Genomic DNA, 17,891 nt, shown 5'->3' with positions numbered 1-17,891 from the left:
CTCATTGTTTTTAAGCCTGATTATGAGGGGATTCGCAAGCTTCAGGTGTTGTTGTTGATCTAAAGTCTTCGTAATAAATATTGAAATTTTCAACGTCGAACGTTTTGCCTGATGAGTTTGTTGCCGTGACGGAGAAGGTGATATCTGCATCGCTTTGGGTTTTATAATTGCGCTCTGGAATACCGTGAACTTGCGCGAAACTGCCGCTCGCTTTCTGTGTATTACCATACTGAGTAATATCAATGTTCACGTTTTTGTCAGTACCTGGGGTAATCGACTTAACACTCAAGTGCAGAGAGTAGTTGCTCCCTAAGGTAACAACGGAGTTTGCGCTTGATGCGTCGATGACACCCTTTGAGGCGCTAGCGGTCTTGCCACCGCTACTGCCGCCACCGCACGCAGTAAGCATCGTAGTCAGAACAAGAGTTGGAATAGTGAGTTTGTATACCATAGGGAACCAAGTTATCTGCAAGCAATAAAGCCTGCATGTTACAAGAAATGGTATTGCCTCTTAGTAAGCTTTTGTAAGTTGTGTATTGATAATGCTTACAAATGAACTCGTGATAATTGATTGTCTCTATCGATTGTTCGATATTTTGCTCTAGAGAGGGTTAAGTGGGCCAGCCTCAGCCAGCCCACTGAAGAGCAGTGTTTAAAAGTGCTCTTTCGCTACTTCAACTGCTTTGTTCAGGTCTGGAACCATAGTGAGTTCCGGAACTCGCTGAATGTGAACAATTTTGTTGTTTTTGTCGACAACGAAAGTCGTACGAGCAAGTAAGCCTAGTTCGCTGATTTGCGTGCCTGACTCAAATCCAAATACGTGGTCTTTTGCATCTGAAAGCAAAGTGAGTTTATCGGTAATGTCTTTCTCTTTCTTGAATCGATCTAGAGCGAACGTTGTATCTGCACTTAAGCCGATGAATTCAATGTTATTTGTTAATGCAGGGTTCGCTTCTACAAAGTTAGACAGATCCTGTGCTTGCTGGTTACATACCGGCGTATCAACAGACGCCAGTACGCTAAAAATACGAACTTTGTCTGTTTTCGCTGTGGTGTCGTATGGTTGATTCTGGTTCGTCATCAATGTGACCGAAGGTAGGTCATCACCCACAGCCAAATTGTTACCAACTAGATTGAGTGTTGTGTCGTGGAACAGGGTCAGTGTGTTGTCTTTGCCTGTCGGAGCCGTCTCGCTGGTGGTTAGGTAGTCCGCAGCGGTAACTGTTGTTGCCATTGTCATTGTAAGTATTAGTGTAGCTAGCGTAGTTAGCGTTTTTTTCATGTTTAGTCTCTTGAATTTGTTTGATTCGGCCCTGTGTTTAAGCCGAGCGCACTCTAGCTAGATTCTTAAGGTTTTGTTCAAACAAATAGATAATGAAAACCAAACTAAAATATTTAATTCTTTTATATCAACGGATAAAGAAGAAATCACACCTATTTAAAACGAGAGCTTACATAAGCTAAGTATTCTCGATAGCTGTACGATACGAACTTCGGAGCTGTCACTCCTTACCTTGTATGACTGTAAATAGTTACGCGCTTTATTTTTGTAGATGATCGAAAAATCCGTTTCGAAGATGCCATTTTTGTTTTGAGTTATCGTGATATCAATATGGCTAGCCTTACAGTTTTTGTATGAGTTTAATCTTATTATTCCCTCAATAGTTTCAAGATCTATGGTTTCAGTATAATCGACAAGGTTGTATGAAATGTTTTCAGTTGATACCGAACGTTGATTCATGCTCTTGTCAATGCTGTTCGTGTTGTAGCAACCTCTTATTAACGATAGAGAAGTAATGCCGAGCATTAGCATCATTAACTTTTTTGGGCGTGCATACTTTTTGTCGCGTTCGGGCGAAACGTCTTTGTTAGCATTCTGCTTTTCGGAGACCTGTAATTCTTGAGTTTGGCAATCAGCCGAGTCGTGATTTTCTATTCTGAGCTGACCTAACTCATCGGCTTGTTCATCCGTGGTTGTATCTTCCAGTAAATAGCCAGCTTTACTGATGGTTGTCAGCTTAATATTGACGATTCCAATCGTATTGAGTGCTTTCCTTAGTGTACTGATTGTATTCGTGAGTGATTGATCGGATACGATAGCACCATTCCAACACTCGGAAAAAAGTTCATCCTTACTAATACAACGGCCACGATGAGTATCTAGATAAAGTAAAACAAGAAAAGGTTTTGGCCTTAATTTGATTAAGGTGTTGTTTTCTATATTGGTGATTGAACGATCGCTTAGGTTGATATGTAACTCGTCATTAATTACTAGTGAATTATCGTTATCCATTCTATTTCTCAAAAATTAATTATTGTCGTCGTTATTGCGCTTAACCTATTTGCCGTCGATTCTATTTTTTTTCTTAGTTTTAGCCATCAAAAATCAGGTTCGTTTGAAAAATATGTGGAATGTAGATTTGGTGTGTTTTTCGTTATTTTTGCATGAGGTGATTTAGGTTTTGTCTACGTAGTATCAACGGCTAATTCATGGATAGAAGATCACCAGTTAGAGGGATAATCAGTAGCGTTGCTTGTTTTGGAGTAGGAATGAAAGTCGTTTCTAAAGAATGTGTTACGAATACCTTGGATGGTATTGAAGAGTATAAACAACTTGCTTGTGTCGAATCACAAGGGTTGGATGTGATAAGCCTGTTGATTCGATTGTGTAACCTACGCAGCAAAAACATCTCTGAGGATGATCGACAAACCTTGATGGATCACATTAAAGAGTTGGTAGCGGCGGAAGTGGTGTTTGCTCAAAATATGGAGTTAGAAGAAGCGGAAGCGATATTATTGGATTCGATGAAGTTGTTGTGTAACACAAATCAACCTAAGTGAGATCGCCCTATGCTTGAGTGGAACACAGACAACCATCGATATGAGATGACAGTGCTTGGATATCAAGTACACAGCGTATTTCAATCCATCAATCACGACAGTCAAACGGTGTTTGGGTACGAAGCGCTTTGCCGTATTGAGATGCAAGGAGAGAGCGTCGACATAAAAAAGTTTTTCAAGATACTCGAAGACTTTGGCGAAAAGGCGGAGTTTAGATTCAAGTTTTTCCTGAACATTATGCATTTGAGGAATTTCAGAAACTCGAATATTTATGATCGAGAAACCAAATTATTTCTGAATCTGACTCCCTGTTTCTTCAAATATTTCGCACATGAGCAAGACTTAGACAATCTGTACCTTCCATTGATCAAACAAGAGCAAGTTGACTTGAGCCAGATTGTTGTTGAAATCGTAGAGGATTATTGTCCTCTGGCGGATATTGAAAGCTTACATAAAGGTACGGCCTATCTAAAGAGCATAGGTATATCTTTCGCGTTAGACGATTTTGGAACAGGTTGGTCAGGCTATAGCCGTATGGCGGTGGTACAACCTAACTACATCAAAGTAAGTCGGGAAATGTTGATTGAATTTGGCCTGAACGAATTGACAGAAAACAACCTCCTTGCAGAGATCGATACAATAACGAGTTTACAAGGCATTAAAGTCATATTCGAAGGTATCGAAAATAGCGACAACCTCAAAACGGCAGCTCGATACGGTGCAGATTACTACCAAGGCTATTATTTAGATTTCCCCAAGTCATACCCAACGAATAAGCTTGAGTAATCATTCTTATTTTACCCTTCGCCTTCTTCGCCAAACCTTATGATTTTGAATGTCGCTTTGGGCATTAACTCCGATATCAATAACCGAATGAGAGTTATAAATTCGGATTGATGGATTGCGGTATTCAGAGAAAATCAAAGGTGACAGGCAATAAAAAGCCCGAGTATAAACTCGGGCTTTGAATGATTTACTTAAGCTGTGAAAGCAGGCTAACTAGATTGCCTGACGAAGTTGGAAATAACGTCCTGCTTCGTTTAACAGTTTATCATGAGAGCCGTGTTCAACAATTTCGCCTTGTTCAATCAGAACGATCGAATCCATCGATTCCAGACCAATCAAACGGTGCGTAATGAAGATAACCGTCTTGCCTTCGAAGTGCTTCTCGAACAGCGCCATGATGCTCTGCTCAGTTTGCTTATCTAAGCCTTCTGTCGGCTCATCTAGAAGCAGGATAGGGGCATCATGAAGAATCGCACGTGCGATACCAATACGGCGCTTCTCACCACCAGACAGTTGACGACCACCGTCACCTAACCAGCTATCAAGCGCGTTATTCTCAAGCAGCTTTTCTAGGCCAACGTCTTTTAGGATATTCGCTAAGTGATCATCGGTCGCTTCTGGTTTTGCAATCAACAAGTTGTCACGCAAAGTGCCATTTAGAATGTCGACACGTTGGCTTACCACACTGATAGATTCACGAAGCTGTGATTCATTCCACTGCGTCAGTTCAATGCCCGCGATAGAGATGTAACCCTTTTTCGGGTCCCAGTAGCGAGTTAGAAGCTGAATCAGAGTCGATTTGCCAGAACCCGTTTGACCCACAATCGCAACCTTGTTCGTTGCAGGAATCGTTAGGTCAACAGCGTTCAGAACACTGCGCTCAGAATCAGGGTAGTTGAACGTCACGTTTGAGAACGTAATATCCAGCGGCTTGTTGATGTCGAGCTTCTCTTCAGCAAACTGAACTTCAGGCTCCGACAGAATCACTTCATTTAAGCGACGTGCTGAAGACAGAGTTTGACCTAAATGCTGGAACGCGCCTGCAATTGGCATCAACAATTCAAAACTTGCCATAGTAGCGAAAGCCATTAGCGCGATGAACGGGTCTGGTGCATTACCACCCACACCATCAGCCGCAAGCCAAAGCATCAGAACCAGTGTCAAACCGTTGAACAGCATTAGCGCAGCTGACGCCATACCGGTTAGGTTAGCGTTTACAAACTGATTTGCCATCAGCTTGTGTTGTGTCTCTAGAATCGCATTACGGTAACGCTCTTCCGCACCGAACAGAGTCAGTTCGCTGTAGCCTTCAATCCAATCTAGTGTCGTTACACGAAGATCCGCTTTGTTCTGTGTCAGTTCGCCGCCGTTACGCTTGCCCAGCTTGTAGAACAAGATTGGCCAAACCAACAGCATGATCAGAAGGATAGAACCTAAGATCAAACCTAGTGAGCTATCGAACCACATCAAGAACAGAGTCAGGAAGAAAATCCCGAACACACCAACCGTCACTGGGCTTACTAAGCGCAAGTACACGTGATCCATGGCGTCAACATCAGCAACCAAACGGTTGAGTAAGTCTGCGTCACGAAGGTTTGAGATACGACCTGGGATCAGCGGAGCCAGCTTCTTGAAGAAGAAGATACGCAGATCAGTTAACAGTTTGAATGTTGCATTGTGGCTGACAACACGTTCACCCCAACGACCCGCAGTACGGCTCATTGCCAAACCACGTACACCGCCGCCCGGCAGCATGTAGTTGAAGGTTTCACGTGCAATTGTAAGGCCTGCAACCGCAGAAGCTGAAATGAACCAGCCTGATAGCGTTAACAAGCCGATAGAAGCCGACAGAGTAGCGAAAGCCAATAGCATGCCTAGCGATAGGCCAAACCAATGCTTTTTATAGAGTTTCAGGTAAGGCAGTAAATCACGCATCTAAATTACCCTTATTATCTTGTTGAGCTAAGTTCGCGTTCAGCATCTCTTCGAACAAACCACCCGCAGTTGAAAGCTGAGAGTAATGACCTTGTTCAACCAGACCACCATCACGCATCACCAGAATATTATCGACTGATTTAAGAGGAGCGAGTTGGTGCGTCACAAGCAGGGCAGTGCGGCTTTCAATATTGCTATTGATGCCTTTCATCACTAACTGTTCACTACGAGTATCTAGGCTGGCAGTTGGTTCATCTAACAACCAGAACTGGCCATCTTGAATCATTGCGCGAGCCAGAGCCAAACGCTGAGATTGACCAACAGACAGGCCACCAGAGCGATCAGAAATCATGTAATCCAAGCCGTGCTCGTTTACAAATTCGCTAGCAAATGATTGCTCAAGTGCATTCTCGACAACTTGGTCAGCGATATCATGCTTACCTAGGGTGACGTTGTCATGAATGCTGCCGTGCAGTAGTAACGGGTTTTGACCAACCCAGCTAATGGTTTTTCGCCAAGAGGCTAAGTCTAAGTCACGCAGTTCAATACCATTGATTTTCAAGCTTCCTTCATAAGGCATGAAACCAAGGATGGCGTTGATCAAACTTGTTTTACCCGCACCACTTGGGCCAACTAATGCAGTCGATTGGCGAGTGTTCAATGCGAACGAGATAGGACCAACTAATTGAACGCCTTCAGGGCTTAACACTTTTAGGTCGGTAGCTTCAATATTGATGCCTTGAGCCGGATCGAGCTGAGTGTTGCCTGATTTAACCTTAGTGATGTCTGTTTCTAGGAACTCGACAATACTTTCGGCTGCGCCAACCGCTTGTTGTTTCGCGTGGTAGAAAGTACCCAAGTCACGCAGAGGTTGGTAAAACTCTGGCGCTAAGATAAGGATGAACAAACCCGCGAATAGAGTAATGCCTGCACCGTAGTGACCGAAGTTCAGTTCACCGATGTAAGTGAAACCAAAGTAAACCGCCGTCATCGCGATAGAGATCGACGTGAAGAACTCAAGTACCGCAGAAGACAAGAAAGCGATTTTCAACACGTCCATCGTGCGCGTTCTGAACACTTCAGATGCACCTTTAAGTACTTCTGTTTCAGCGTTGGTGCGATCAAATAGACGGATAGTCGTCATTGACTGAAGACGGTCGTAAAAGTGACCAGAAAGACGCTGCAGCGCTTTGAAGTTTTTACGGTTTGCATCGGCCGCTTTCATACCAACAAGTGCCATGAACATCGGTACCAATGGAGCAGTAATCAAGAAGATCAGTCCTGCTGCCCAGTTTACTGGAAATACCACGACCAAAATAATGAATGGAATCATTACCGACAGAGACATCTGAGGTAAGTAACGAGAGAAGAAGTCTTGCATGTCTTCTACTTGTTCTAGCAACAGCGTTGCCCACGTACCGGCAGGTTTACCTTTAATGTAAGCAGGGCCTAACTCACGTAATTTATCTAGGATGAGTTGCCTGATGTAGACACGGATTTGTTCACCACAGCGATAACCTGCGATTTCACGTCCCCATGTACAGCCAGCACGGCCAACGACCGATAATGCCAAGCCTGCGAAATGACCAACCAGTTCAGATTTATCGACATTCTCGATGATCAGCTGGTGAAGAATAGAGGCGAGAAGAGCTGCTTGAGCAATTAAGAACACGCTTGAAAGTACGCCAAGGCTAATCGCAATCATAAGCCAGCGTTTCGCTAACTTACTCTGTTGCTTAAGCCACTTGTTCAAGCTGCGTTGTTTTTTCTTATCCATTATGAAGGCTTAATGATAATTATTATTTGTTGAGGGCGGCTAGTATACAAAAGAAAGCCCAGTGGATATACCACTGGGCTCTAGGGATTTACAACAAAATGTGATGACGCCCTGCATCTACTGAGGCGAGAGCACCGATAATCAAATCTGCAATCTCAGATTTACTTATCGTTAAGGCCATCTAGGAAGCGTTCAGCATCCAGTGCAGCCATACAACCTGTACCAGCAGAAGTGATTGCTTGGCGGTAGTTGTGGTCCATTACATCACCTGCAGCGAACACGCCTGGGATGCTGGTTTGTGTTGCGTTACCTTCAAGACCCGACTGAACGATGATGTAATCATCTTTCATGTCGACTTGGCCTTTGAAGATTTCAGTGTTTGGTTGGTGACCGATAGCAATGAATGCGCCCATTACTTCGATGTCTTCTGTCTTATCAGACTGAGTATCTTTAATACGAACGCCAGTTACGCCCATATCGTCGCCTAGAACTTCGTCTAGCGTGCGATCAGTGTGAAGAACAATGTTGCCGTTCTCTACTTTGTCCATTAAACGCTTCACTAGAATCTTTTCAGCGCGGAACGTATCACGGCGGTGAACTAGGTGAACTTCAGATGCGATGTTAGATAGGTAAAGTGCTTCTTCAACTGCCGTGTTACCACCACCAACAACCGCTACTTTCTGGTTGCGGTAGAAGAAACCATCACACGTTGCACAAGCAGAAACGCCGCGGCCTTTGAATGCTTCTTCAGAATCTAAACCTAGGTACTTAGCCGATGCACCCGTTGAGATGATCAATGCATCACACGTGTACTCGCCAGAATCGCCTTTAAGACGGAAAGGGCGGTTTGAAAGGTCGACTTCGTTAATGTGGTCGAACAGGATCTCTGTTTCAAAGCGCTCTGCGTGCTCTTTCATGCGATCCATTAGAGCTGGACCCGTTAAACCTTCAGCGTCACCCGGCCAGTTTTCTACTTCTGTCGTGGTTGTAAGCTGACCACCTTGCTGCATACCGGTAACAAGTACTGGGTTTAGGTTTGCACGAGCAGCGTAAACTGCAGCTGTATAGCCAGCAGGGCCAGAACCAAGAATCAATAAATTACAGTGCTTTACGTCGCTCATGAGGACTCCGAAATTGAAATTGTTTTTATTTATAATCGCTTAGGATTGTATGGAAAATATGGAGGCAATAAAAGGTTAAACAAGGGGTGAAGTGTAATTAATCGTTATAGGTTAGAACTTAATGGAGACAAACGTTTTCGTGGTTTAAAGATCGGTGAAATTACCGTCTTCTTTAAGTATTGCTGCTGCCGCCTTTTCAATTTCGAGCGGCCATATCAAAACATGTCCAAATAACTGTATATAAAAACAGTATTTAACTATAAGATTATAGACAAGGTTTGATAGGCAACGTTAGAAAGATGAGGAACGAGCGATGAACTTACTCCCAACAGGCACACAGCTAGGTAAATTGGAACTACTGGAAGTATATCAAGACGTCTTAGGGCCGAAGTGCTTTTCGGTTAAGAATGAAAACACTCAAAGGTTCATGGTTTATTGGAGTGGGGATTACGACGCCGGCCAATGCATTAAGTGGGCTTACATTCCGGTAACCAAACCATTGTTAGCCAGCTTGCTAAATAAAGAGGTGAGCTTTCATGATGCGTTCCACCGATCAGACAAGCTTTATCTTGCGACCATCTACACAAACGAAGTAGGGAAGCCCGCAAAAGTAGATTTACTGAATGATACGAGCAAGCACTTAATAAACTTACCGCCCGTTGATTTTGAAATCGACCTTGAAGATGCTTGTATGGTGTAGTGGGTGCAGGCGAATTACAGGTTCTGAAGCTTGCTTTTGGACATAAATGAGTTTTGGAAAATTGAATATTAGCGACTTATGAATAAATATAGATATGGAAAGTCGATTACTTTGGTGTCTAAGGTTTATGTGGTAGATCAGATACAAAATGTCCGAAGTTTGAAGAGACCATTTTATTATTAACAGCAACGAAAATTGTCACCGCATATAAGGACTAATAATCAGGTAAATACGGAGACATCGATTACAAGAATCTAATACAAACTTTTGAATTAAAAGTAAATGAGTGGTCATTCCACAGCCCATGATGTTACCTTTAGTCATCAAAAGCTATTCGGGCTTTCGTATATTAAAAGAACCTTTATCTACTGGCTATTCAGTAGAATACTCACACCTAGTTGCTGTGTGAGTATTCAAAAACATAAGCTAAAGTAATGTATTAATTAAATTGAACTGCCAGGATGATCTTCAATAAATACCTGAGCATCGAGCAATTGCTGTTCAGTACCATCAAGCATGACTAGGTACTTATCTGTTTTTATTGCAGCTTCATATTTAATGATGCTGTCTTTTGGAATTCCAACACTCGCTAAGGCACCGCCCAATGCTGAGAACCCACCAGTGATAACTGCCCCTTCAACTGCCCCTGCTAACGTGGCAACAAATGGACCTGCAGCAAGTACAGCACCAACACCCGGCAACCAAAAAAGACCAGAACCAACAAGCGCTCCCCAGATACCGCCCCATAAACCGCCGGTTTTACCCCAAGATTTGACTCGGTCACCAATGTTGTAGAAGCCCGTAGCATGCTCTTCCGTTTCATAGCCTTTGCCGATAATCGACATTTTATCAATAGGGAAACCCTGCTTTGCTAACTGAGTGACTAAATGCTCTGCGTCAGCATGAGTATGTGCGATAGCGATTGTTTTATTTGAATTCATTATTTAGTCCTACAGTGCTTTTTCAATTTTTTTTGCGTTTGTTTTTGCGGTTTGTTGTTCAATAACTTCTACCGCTAAAGCCGTTGGTTCTTGTTCACAAACTTCCACAATCTGAGTGATATCGATAGTGTCAAAATCTTCAACTTTATGAGTATCAATACTTTGTGTTTCTGAATCCCAATCCATTAAATAGTTAACGCTGATAGGGATAATTTCTTGGTCTAGTTCCAAAAAATCGGCACAAGTAATAGTTGACTCAACCTGTATTTCTGCTGTTGTGGATGCTGTATCTAAAATGTCATCATTTGCTGCTTGAGCAAATGTAGAAAATGTTACGAGCGTTACAATAGAAAGGTTAAGTAGTTTATTTGTCATGTTGTTTCTCTCATTGAGTAGGTGTGAGAGAAATACTAATGAAACATCTACACATTGTTATAAATTAAGGGTAATCAAAAACTAATTATTAAATTTGACCTTTATAACAAGTGGTTAGAGTTAATTCGCTTTGCTCTTTTATCATTAGTTTATCTACTTTTTATAGCCAGCTACATAGTGCGTTATCTATTTCTAAAGACTGATTACTAAGTTTTAGTGAATTTGCCAAAACTCAATTTCTGATGGGCTACGTGAGACAGTTTTTATCACTAAAAAACGCCTTAACTATGTACAGTATCGGTGTAGGAAGATCATGTTCTAGTGCCGATAAAAAGATGGCATCACAGAGAGCCCGACAGCGAGGTCATGGCGCAACATAAATAACAGATGCAAAAGAGCCGCATAAAACTCTCGAAAGAAAGTTTCAAACAGCTCTTATTCGTAATGTGGATTGGACGTAAGTAAATTTAATTCTGTCGCAATGATGCTTTTGATTTGGGTTAACGAATCTTGGCAAGCAAAGCTTGTCTATTACCATTCAGAGCATGAACCACCTGACTTATCTTAGTTGCTATGGCTTGTTTAACTGCCTTTTTATCATCATATTTCTGTAGTTTATGTTGGAGTCCAAGAAATGCATCTTCTAGTCCCTTGTCCAAATCACAATCAGTGCTGTTTAGATAAAAGGTTTGGCTTGGCAGGAACGCAGATACTTTAATTTCATAATCTTGGAATACAATATTGAATTTAGCTTCATACTCAACGTGTAAAGCGCCTTCGGTTAACTGCATTAAAGCTGATAACTGTTCATTAATCATTGATTGCGTTTGTGGAGTGATAACTACATTTCGAGTTAAATTTTTCATTTTGTTTGCCTGTTCAATGGCACTTGCACCATAGTAATTTGTATTGCTCCCAAGCTTTGGGAGCACATGGATAGTATTCTAAGAGCGCAATTAATGGATTCGAGTTAAGCCAGCGTCCACATCAAAAATGTCTTGCTCACTTAGTGAACCAGTAGCCTGTTTCAGCTGAACTCTTGATAAAATATATTGATAACGAGCATCCGATAGGTTCTTTTTGGCTTGATAAACGTTTTGCGTACTCTCCAAAACATCTACCATGGTTCGTGTTCCCACCATAAAGCCTTGCTCTGTTGCCTCTAGCGCTGACTTTGCAGACACCAATGATTGTTCATAAGCCTTTATCGACCCAATAGCTGAACGAATGTTGTTATTGATTGCTCTAATATTCTTCTCTACGTCGCGATAAGTACTTTCTAGATCCTGGCTTGCAGCAACATATTGATATTGAGCTTGTTTGCCCTCTGAAGTGACACGTCCGCCGGAATACACTGGCAGATCAATAGATACTCCAATGTTGAATAAGTTCTCATCATCATCTTGCGTATAACCTGTTACTGGGTTGTTCGGTTCATCAAAATTCTTTGTGTATTCATAACCTGTGGTCAATGAAATTGTCGGTAAATGACCAGAATCAGCGAGTGAGATTTGCTCTTTAGCAATATCCTTTTGAATACGTCCGGCTAAAATTTGTAGGTTCTCATTACTTGCCTTTTGAACAAGATCATTTGCAGAGAGTTCAGGCATCGAAGTCGAGAATCGATTGATATCAAGAACAGAAAGGTTTGAAGCAGGCTGTCCGGTAATCGCTCGTACTTCTTCCAAAGCGTTTTCTACCGAATTTTGAGCCTGTATTTCTTGCGCTACAACATTGTCATATTGCGCTTGTGCATCCTGAACATCAGTAATGGGAGCACTGCCCACTGCAAAACGTTGTTCAGTTTGATTGAGTTGTTTATCTAAAGCCTCTTTCTCTGACTGCACAAAACGAAGATTATCTTTCGCAGATAAAACATCAAAATAAGCTTCTGTTATATTGTAAATCACAGATTGCTGAGTAACCGCATAACGAGCATCAGCTTCACGTGCCGTTTTTTCAGAAATACTGAGAGATATCCAGCTGCCGCGATCGTATATCGACTGGACTAATCCAAGGTTAACGTTCCCAGAACTACCGTCAGCCTCATGACGATCTGTATCTTGATAGACGTACCCTGCAGTTAGGTCAATTTGTGGTAACAAGTCACTTCTTGTTGAGTTGATCGCCTCAAATGCGCTGTCACGTTGAGCAGCCGCTTCAAGCAGTTCAGGATCATGTTGTTTGGCTAAACCATAGATTTCACTCAGTGAATCCGCTTTTACCGCTCCACTCATCGCCAACAAGATCAGAGGAGTAATTTTTGTCTTATTTTTCATTTTGATACCGTATTAAATATGAAGTTTTTTCATTAAAAAGTAACTAAAGCGGCTGGAGTTATCAGATCACGAAGCTTATTCAATGTCTCTGAATGGTATAATTTTGTTGGAGTTGGCATATTCTCTCCTAGATAGGATGTGGTTAACGTGGTGAGAATACTAAGGTACTAAGCAAGCTTTGTTATCATCAATTAATTACACTATGCTACTTTCTATATAATCTATTTAAAACAACAGGATAGGATTAAGTTTTATTGAGTTTTTATCTAATTTTTATCTGGTTTTTATCCTGAAATTAAAAACGTTCTGATGGTGGCTTTGCAGTAGAAGATTATTAGATATGGTTTATACGGCCTTTATTTATTCAGATTTGTCATCCGTTATGATCATCTTAATTAATCAACTAACGGATAAGAAAATGAAAAAACCACTTTTACTATCACTAATGGCAATTGCGGTTGCTCCGCAAGCTTTCTCACAAAACTTAATCATCGACACAAAAGGTTTAGATCAGGAAAAATACAGTGCTGATATGTATCAATGTGAACAATTGAGTAGCCAAGTGCAGTTGCAACAAACACAGAGCACAGGCAGAACGACAATTAGGCATGTTGGCAGAGGAGCGGCTCTAGGTGCTGGCGCAGCTGCAATCGGCGGTGGCTCAGGTTCAACAGGCGCAGAGATAGGCGCGGGCATTGGACTGGTGACGGGGTTTTTAGGCGGTTCAGCGCAAAAAGAACAAGCTTCTATGCAATATTCAGGAGAAAAAGACAAAGTGATGAGAAACTGTATGACTGAACGTGGTTATACCATCCTTAACTAAGGTAAAGCGAACACAAGGTGAATGAACTCAAACACAAAAGGCACAGTAACCTCAGTTACCGTGCCTTTTGTGTATCTGGTTGCTAGTTTCTAACGAGAGCTCAGTTCTATTTTGGTCTTTATATCCGATAAATCACTGTTGAAAAATAGGACTTCAGATAGATCGAGTACTAAAGTGGTCGAAGCCTCTAATACCGCATAGTAATAAAGCTCTTCTGCGGCATCTCGATTACCCGTTAACTCTGCTTTTTTAGCACTTAGAATATAAAAAAGAACCGAACGGCGATTTGGAGGTATCGTATTAAGTAACGAATTGGCTGCTACAGTATCATCCTGTGATAAGGCCATCATTACCATAGCCTCTATTACTCTTGGAGTGTTACGTCCTTCTTCTGAGAATGACGTGAATTTTCGTAGTGCTCTTTCATTTTGTTCTGCAATTAACGTTGTATTATCTTGCTTGGGATTCAAATACATATAAGAAAGGTTATAGATATAACCCGAAGCCACAATGTAAGGATTTTCTGGTGCGTAAATCTCGGCTTGTTTTATCAGTTCAAGAGCTTCTAGCTCTGAAGTACCATGGTAGGTAGCTGAGTGGGCGGTCAAGATTGAGTTTAATGCGACGCTATCATCAGGTAATTCATTAACTAGTTTCGCTATCTGTTGTTTATCGATATCAAGATTGAATGAATCCAGTAAATCATCCAACGACGATTTTATAGATCTTTTCAATGCTTGATTAGATACATCATATTTGCGGTCTAAATGCTTATGTTTCGATATACGATTGAAATACTCTATCTCTAACAGTTCTTTATTTTGATTTGTACTGCTTTTAAAGTGAATCTCATTTGCCGCTAACTTGGCAGCGGGACCATCATAGATAATCCGAAAATCTTGATATGTTTTTAAAAAGTCTAATAACGTTTTGATGACACCGACTTTCAAATCATCTTTTCTTACATCATCATCAATAATCACATGAATGTATCTAGGCTCAAGAGATAAATAACTTGGTGTTTCAACGATATCTTTTGTCGCTACATGTGTGCTTGGGGCTTGGTTCTGATTAATAAAAAACCAAGAGACTATCACGGCACAGAGCACAGCAACGATAATCAGCAAAGGTGCTTTTTTTACGTTAGTTGATTTGGGCTCTTTTGTCTGTGCCTTTGGTGGCTGTACTGGCGGATGACTGGGTTTAGTAGGCTCGACTAACGGTGTTGACGTCTGCGCCTGCTCTTCAGCAACCGGGTCTTCATTGAAAGCCTCAGATTGTTCAACTTCTTTAGTCTCTGCGATAACAGACTCTGCAGATTCTGTTTCAGGTTGCACTTCGCCTTCATTTGAATTGTCCGACGTTTCAGTTTCTAGCGATTCACTTCTAAAAACACTATCAATCAATACTTTCGGAGCTTCGATTGTCCGATCAACAGTAGCGTCTAATTTATAACCTCGTTTGGGTACCGTAACAATATATCCATGAGGGTGATTCCCATGCTGTTTGAGAATTTTACGAAGCTCAAAAATAGCCTGTGTGATAACTTGATCAGAAAGAATCGAACCATTCCACACTTCGTCAATCAGCTCGTCTCTTGAAAAGACAGTATCTGGGTACTCACAAAGGAAATGAAATAGTTTGGAAAGTCTATTATCAATAACAATGGTCTCTCCATCTAGGATAAACTTATCCTCGTAGGGAACAAACAACCATTCGTCGAACTTATACTGCACTTTTTGATTCTTCATAAATTCTGTCGAGACTCTTTATAACTTATTGTATTTAGTTAAAAACTATAGGATAGAATTGTACAAAAAACAAAAAAACCTCGATAATTTTCATTATTGAGGCTCTTTAGAATCAATAGCTTATTTTGCGCTTAAATACGCTTCGGAGTAACCTTCTAACGTCTTCACTGACAACTGGTTGTGTTAGCGCTCTTTTCATCGAAGTATGGTAGCAAGAGCACCCAATCTGTCTCGCGTTTCATTGACAATATCCGCCATTGATTTACGTACTCACCGCCACTGGATTTTTAGAGTGTTAACCTACTTTTTGTACAGGATAATCGTAAGTAGGCTGGACAAATTCATTTTGCGCTTTAATGGTTTGCAACTCCCACTCCCCGCAGTCTTGAGTCATTTTTAATACCCCAAACGCTGCGTTGTGTGCATGCCTAAAAGCATCGACTGCCGATAAACCTTTTGATAGGCCTGCAGAAAACAAGCCCGTGATCAAATCACCAACGCCTACCGGTTGTTTGGCAAACTCTAGTTTAGGGCGCTGAGCTAAGTAAGTGCCTTCAGCTGTTGCTAACATCATCGAGAAATTTTCATCTGACAAGCTATGCAAGTGTTTCACTAACACCACTTTCGGACCTTTACTCAAGGCCAATGCGCACGCCTTCACTGCATCATCAAGTGATTCAATTTTCATCCCAGTAAATTGAGTCAGTTCAAATTGATTAGGAACAATCACATCAGCGATCGGCATCAGGTTGTTGACCAGTTTATCGGTGACTTCATCAGGTACTATACACCCTTTTTCAGGGTCACCCATTACAGGGTCGCATACATACAAAGCTTGTGAGTTACGGGTTTTAAGGGTGTTAACCGCCGTTACAACAGAATCACATTGAGCTGCACTTCCTTGATAGCCTGAGACTAAGGCAAAACACTGATCAAGCTGCCCGATATTGTTTAATCCCGAAATCAACTGGTCAATATCTGAGGCGTCAAACGCTCGCCCCGTCCAGCCTTGCTGATATTGAGTATGGTTAGAATACTGAACGGTATGAATTGGCAAAACCTCAACGCCCATTCTTTGCATTGGAAAAACGGCGGAGCTGTTACCGGCATGACCAAAAACAACGTGTGATTGAATTGATATAATATTTGTCATCGAAAGCTTCTCTTTTAAATTCAGTTTATTAGATAATATCAGTCAACAAGATGCCGACACCAATACGTTGGTTGTGATAGTCAAAATCAATCAAGCTTTCACCGTAACCATTAAAATACTGCACGTACCCACGCACGTGTTCTAAGAGTGGGAAGCTGACGCCCGCTTCAAGACCGCCGTAGCCTGTTCTGAAGTTGTAGTGACCCACGCCAGTGAACTCTAATACGTCATATTTATACGCTGTCGTCACTTCATAGTGACCAAGGTAGTCCTCGATATCGGTGTTATCACTGTCCATTCCGCCCAGGTTATACCAAGGTTCAACGTACATCATAAAATTATCTTCCTCGTAACCCACACCCGCATAAATTCGGTTCCAGCTTCGGCTTAACTCATCAGTACGACCGTTTGATTCGTGCTCATAACCAACTCGAGAGAACCATAAGCCATCCCCAGCTTCGATAGGCAATTTTGTTTCGTAAAACACTTCTGGGCGATAGTTCGTATCTCGAAAGGGCGCTGAGATATCAGACGAGTACGCCTGCCAAAATGATTTTAATGTAAAACCAAAGTACAACTCGTCACTTTCATTGAAGATATCATCCGTAATCAAAGGCACTTTAAAGCTTATCTGGAATTTGATTTCTTCATCGCTCAAACCATCGGCTGCATCGCCGAATACCTCAGAGTTGTATGGGTTTTTATTGACCGATTTCATATGAGTGATCGGTAGTAGGTAGTTCTGACGATAAGGCGTAATAACAAAAGGGTTCTCTGCCGTTTCTTTTTCTAGTTCATGTCGTGTTGTGGTTTTAGCATGGCCCGCTGTTTTTTCTTGCTCACACTGAGCTTTAATTTTTTCTAGGCTGTCTTGCTCAACATCCATATGGATTTGACGTAATACACAATTATCAAACGTTTGTTCAGAATCGGTTCGAGTATCATCAGCCATAACCGGTGACGCAGCTAAGGAAAGAAGTAGCAGTAAAGCTTTAGACTGCGGAGAAGGTTGATTAATACGGTTTATGTAAGTGTTCATCGTTCGCTACCTTTCATATCGTTAAGTAAGTTTCGATATGAATAATGCGCGATACCGTCAGCGAATAAATAAAGTAAATTTCATTTTATCGTAACCTTTAAATCATTGATGATTTTCTCTTCGCTATACAAAAATAAAACCTATTAAAAATATAAAATATACATTTTAAGTAAATAAAATCAGCAGCTTATATTGGTCGTTATGTTGGATCGAACAGTTTAGCCGAAAAAATAAAATGGAGATAAAACAGTCATGACAGGTTAGTTTATCCCTGCACAAGACTCTTTATAAAAACAAACAGCGTTGTCGAACTAACGTCGATGACAAGTATCGTTACATTGCGAGCTACTCCTACCCTATATAGAGATTG

The 17,891-nt window shown here is 41.4% G+C and carries 16 protein-coding genes and 1 pseudogene; 4 read left to right on the top strand and 13 right to left on the bottom strand.

Going from position 1 to position 17,891, the window contains the following annotated elements; genetic code table 11:
- Window positions 1–40: 40 nt before the first annotated feature.
- From QWZ07_RS15725 to QWZ07_RS15715, 3 genes and pseudogenes are all read right to left on the bottom strand, one after another.
- Window positions 41–451, bottom strand: a pseudogene (locus tag QWZ07_RS15725) (hypothetical protein); the annotation flags it as partial.
- Between the two features lie 201 nt (window positions 452–652).
- Window positions 653–1,282 (bottom strand): redoxin family protein, encoded by a 630-nt coding sequence (locus tag QWZ07_RS15720; RefSeq protein ID WP_192853415.1) that lies wholly within the window; start codon window positions 1,280–1,282, stop codon window positions 653–655.
- Window positions 1,283–1,438: 156 nt separating this feature from the next.
- Entirely contained in the window at window positions 1,439–2,293 is an 855-nt protein-coding gene (locus QWZ07_RS15715; protein ID WP_192853414.1) for a winged helix-turn-helix domain-containing protein, read from the bottom strand.
- Window positions 2,294–2,550: 257 nt separating this feature from the next.
- On the opposite strand from QWZ07_RS15715, the gene QWZ07_RS15710 reads away from it, so the two are divergent.
- Window positions 2,551–2,841: a hypothetical protein gene (locus tag QWZ07_RS15710; RefSeq protein WP_099165420.1), complete on the top strand. Its 291-nt coding sequence runs from the start codon at window positions 2,551–2,553 to the stop codon at window positions 2,839–2,841.
- 9 nt (window positions 2,842–2,850) lie between these two features.
- The gene (locus QWZ07_RS15705; RefSeq protein WP_192853413.1) at window positions 2,851–3,627 is read left to right on the top strand and encodes an EAL domain-containing protein; all 777 of its coding nucleotides are present in this window, start codon (window positions 2,851–2,853) and stop codon (window positions 3,625–3,627) included.
- Between the two features lie 213 nt (window positions 3,628–3,840).
- On the opposite strand, the gene cydC is transcribed toward QWZ07_RS15705, so the two are convergent.
- The 3 genes from cydC to trxB form a co-directional block, all read right to left on the bottom strand.
- The gene (cydC, locus tag QWZ07_RS15700; RefSeq protein ID WP_192853412.1) at window positions 3,841–5,562 is read right to left on the bottom strand and encodes a heme ABC transporter ATP-binding protein/permease CydC; all 1,722 of its coding nucleotides are present in this window, start codon (window positions 5,560–5,562) and stop codon (window positions 3,841–3,843) included.
- On the bottom strand, window positions 5,555–7,339 hold the full coding sequence (cydD, locus tag QWZ07_RS15695) for a heme ABC transporter permease/ATP-binding protein CydD (RefSeq protein WP_192853411.1): 1,785 nt from the start codon (window positions 7,337–7,339) through the stop codon (window positions 5,555–5,557). The genes cydC and cydD overlap by 8 nt, the downstream gene beginning before the upstream one ends.
- A 161-nt stretch (window positions 7,340–7,500) precedes the next feature.
- On the bottom strand, window positions 7,501–8,460 hold the full coding sequence (gene trxB, locus QWZ07_RS15690; RefSeq protein WP_004733400.1) for a thioredoxin-disulfide reductase: 960 nt from the start codon (window positions 8,458–8,460) through the stop codon (window positions 7,501–7,503).
- 313 nt (window positions 8,461–8,773) lie between these two features.
- On the opposite strand from trxB, the gene QWZ07_RS15685 reads away from it, so the two are divergent.
- Window positions 8,774–9,160, top strand: a complete 387-nt coding sequence (locus QWZ07_RS15685) for a DUF6575 domain-containing protein (protein WP_102308254.1) — start codon at window positions 8,774–8,776, stop codon at window positions 9,158–9,160.
- A gap of 443 nt (window positions 9,161–9,603) precedes the next feature.
- On the opposite strand, the gene QWZ07_RS15680 is transcribed toward QWZ07_RS15685, so the two are convergent.
- The 4 genes from QWZ07_RS15680 to tolC form a co-directional block, all read right to left on the bottom strand.
- Window positions 9,604–10,101: a DUF1269 domain-containing protein gene (locus QWZ07_RS15680; protein ID WP_017110936.1), complete on the bottom strand. Its 498-nt coding sequence runs from the start codon at window positions 10,099–10,101 to the stop codon at window positions 9,604–9,606.
- 9 nt (window positions 10,102–10,110) lie between these two features.
- Window positions 10,111–10,476: an HdeA/HdeB family chaperone gene (locus tag QWZ07_RS15675; RefSeq protein WP_192853410.1), complete on the bottom strand. Its 366-nt coding sequence runs from the start codon at window positions 10,474–10,476 to the stop codon at window positions 10,111–10,113.
- Between the two features lie 500 nt (window positions 10,477–10,976).
- Window positions 10,977–11,342, bottom strand: coding sequence for a hypothetical protein (locus QWZ07_RS15670; RefSeq protein ID WP_192853409.1), 366 nt, complete (start codon window positions 11,340–11,342; stop codon window positions 10,977–10,979).
- Window positions 11,343–11,432: 90 nt separating this feature from the next.
- Window positions 11,433–12,755: an outer membrane channel protein TolC gene (tolC, locus tag QWZ07_RS15665; RefSeq protein ID WP_192853408.1), complete on the bottom strand. Its 1,323-nt coding sequence runs from the start codon at window positions 12,753–12,755 to the stop codon at window positions 11,433–11,435.
- A 418-nt stretch (window positions 12,756–13,173) separates the two neighbouring features.
- On the opposite strand from tolC, the gene QWZ07_RS15660 reads away from it, so the two are divergent.
- The gene (locus QWZ07_RS15660) at window positions 13,174–13,578 is read left to right on the top strand and encodes an RNA polymerase subunit sigma (RefSeq protein WP_065105502.1); all 405 of its coding nucleotides are present in this window, start codon (window positions 13,174–13,176) and stop codon (window positions 13,576–13,578) included.
- Between the two features lie 89 nt (window positions 13,579–13,667).
- Here the strand turns inward: QWZ07_RS15660 and QWZ07_RS15655 are convergent, their stop codons facing one another.
- The 3 genes from QWZ07_RS15655 to QWZ07_RS15645 form a co-directional block, all read right to left on the bottom strand.
- Window positions 13,668–15,329 (bottom strand): winged helix-turn-helix domain-containing protein, encoded by a 1,662-nt coding sequence (locus QWZ07_RS15655; protein ID WP_192853407.1) that lies wholly within the window; start codon window positions 15,327–15,329, stop codon window positions 13,668–13,670.
- A 295-nt stretch (window positions 15,330–15,624) separates the two neighbouring features.
- Window positions 15,625–16,482 (bottom strand): pyridoxal kinase PdxY, encoded by an 858-nt coding sequence (pdxY, locus tag QWZ07_RS15650; RefSeq protein WP_192853406.1) that lies wholly within the window; start codon window positions 16,480–16,482, stop codon window positions 15,625–15,627.
- Window positions 16,483–16,510: 28 nt separating this feature from the next.
- A complete protein-coding gene (locus tag QWZ07_RS15645) occupies window positions 16,511–17,521 on the bottom strand; it encodes a phospholipase A (protein ID WP_192853405.1) in 1,011 nt (336 codons plus the stop codon).
- Between the last annotated feature and the right edge of the window lie 370 nt (window positions 17,522–17,891).

The organism is Vibrio lentus, from assembly GCF_030409755.1.
In the GTDB taxonomy this organism is placed as follows: Bacteria; Pseudomonadota; Gammaproteobacteria; order Enterobacterales; family Vibrionaceae; genus Vibrio; species Vibrio lentus.
This window is presented reverse-complemented; position numbering and strand designations above follow the sequence as displayed.

What these genes read in the sequence shown, in the direction of transcription:
- QWZ07_RS15715 (WP_192853414.1), bottom strand. Translation starts at nt 2,293, where the DNA reads ATGGATAACGATAATTCACTAGTAATTAATGACGAGTTACATATCAAC.
- cydD (WP_192853411.1), bottom strand. Translation starts at nt 7,339, where the DNA reads ATGGATAAGAAAAAACAACGCAGCTTGAACAAGTGGCTTAAGCAACAG.
- trxB (WP_004733400.1), bottom strand. Translation starts at nt 8,460, where the DNA reads ATGAGCGACGTAAAGCACTGTAATTTATTGATTCTTGGTTCTGGCCCT.
- QWZ07_RS15675 (WP_192853410.1), bottom strand. Translation starts at nt 10,476, where the DNA reads ATGACAAATAAACTACTTAACCTTTCTATTGTAACGCTCGTAACATTT.
- pdxY (WP_192853406.1), bottom strand. Translation starts at nt 16,482, where the DNA reads ATGACAAATATTATATCAATTCAATCACACGTTGTTTTTGGTCATGCC.
- QWZ07_RS15670 (WP_192853409.1), bottom strand. Translation starts at nt 11,342, where the DNA reads ATGAAAAATTTAACTCGAAATGTAGTTATCACTCCACAAACGCAATCA.
- cydC (WP_192853412.1), bottom strand. Translation starts at nt 5,562, where the DNA reads ATGCGTGATTTACTGCCTTACCTGAAACTCTATAAAAAGCATTGGTTT.
- QWZ07_RS15660 (WP_065105502.1), top strand. Translation starts at nt 13,174, where the DNA reads ATGAAAAAACCACTTTTACTATCACTAATGGCAATTGCGGTTGCTCCG.
- QWZ07_RS15685 (WP_102308254.1), top strand. Translation starts at nt 8,774, where the DNA reads ATGAACTTACTCCCAACAGGCACACAGCTAGGTAAATTGGAACTACTG.
- tolC (WP_192853408.1), bottom strand. Translation starts at nt 12,755, where the DNA reads ATGAAAAATAAGACAAAAATTACTCCTCTGATCTTGTTGGCGATGAGT.
- QWZ07_RS15645 (WP_192853405.1), bottom strand. Translation starts at nt 17,521, where the DNA reads ATGAACACTTACATAAACCGTATTAATCAACCTTCTCCGCAGTCTAAA.
- QWZ07_RS15680 (WP_017110936.1), bottom strand. Translation starts at nt 10,101, where the DNA reads ATGAATTCAAATAAAACAATCGCTATCGCACATACTCATGCTGACGCA.
- QWZ07_RS15710 (WP_099165420.1), top strand. Translation starts at nt 2,551, where the DNA reads ATGAAAGTCGTTTCTAAAGAATGTGTTACGAATACCTTGGATGGTATT.
- QWZ07_RS15705 (WP_192853413.1), top strand. Translation starts at nt 2,851, where the DNA reads ATGCTTGAGTGGAACACAGACAACCATCGATATGAGATGACAGTGCTT.
- QWZ07_RS15720 (WP_192853415.1), bottom strand. Translation starts at nt 1,282, where the DNA reads ATGAAAAAAACGCTAACTACGCTAGCTACACTAATACTTACAATGACA.
- QWZ07_RS15655 (WP_192853407.1), bottom strand. Translation starts at nt 15,329, where the DNA reads ATGAAGAATCAAAAAGTGCAGTATAAGTTCGACGAATGGTTGTTTGTT.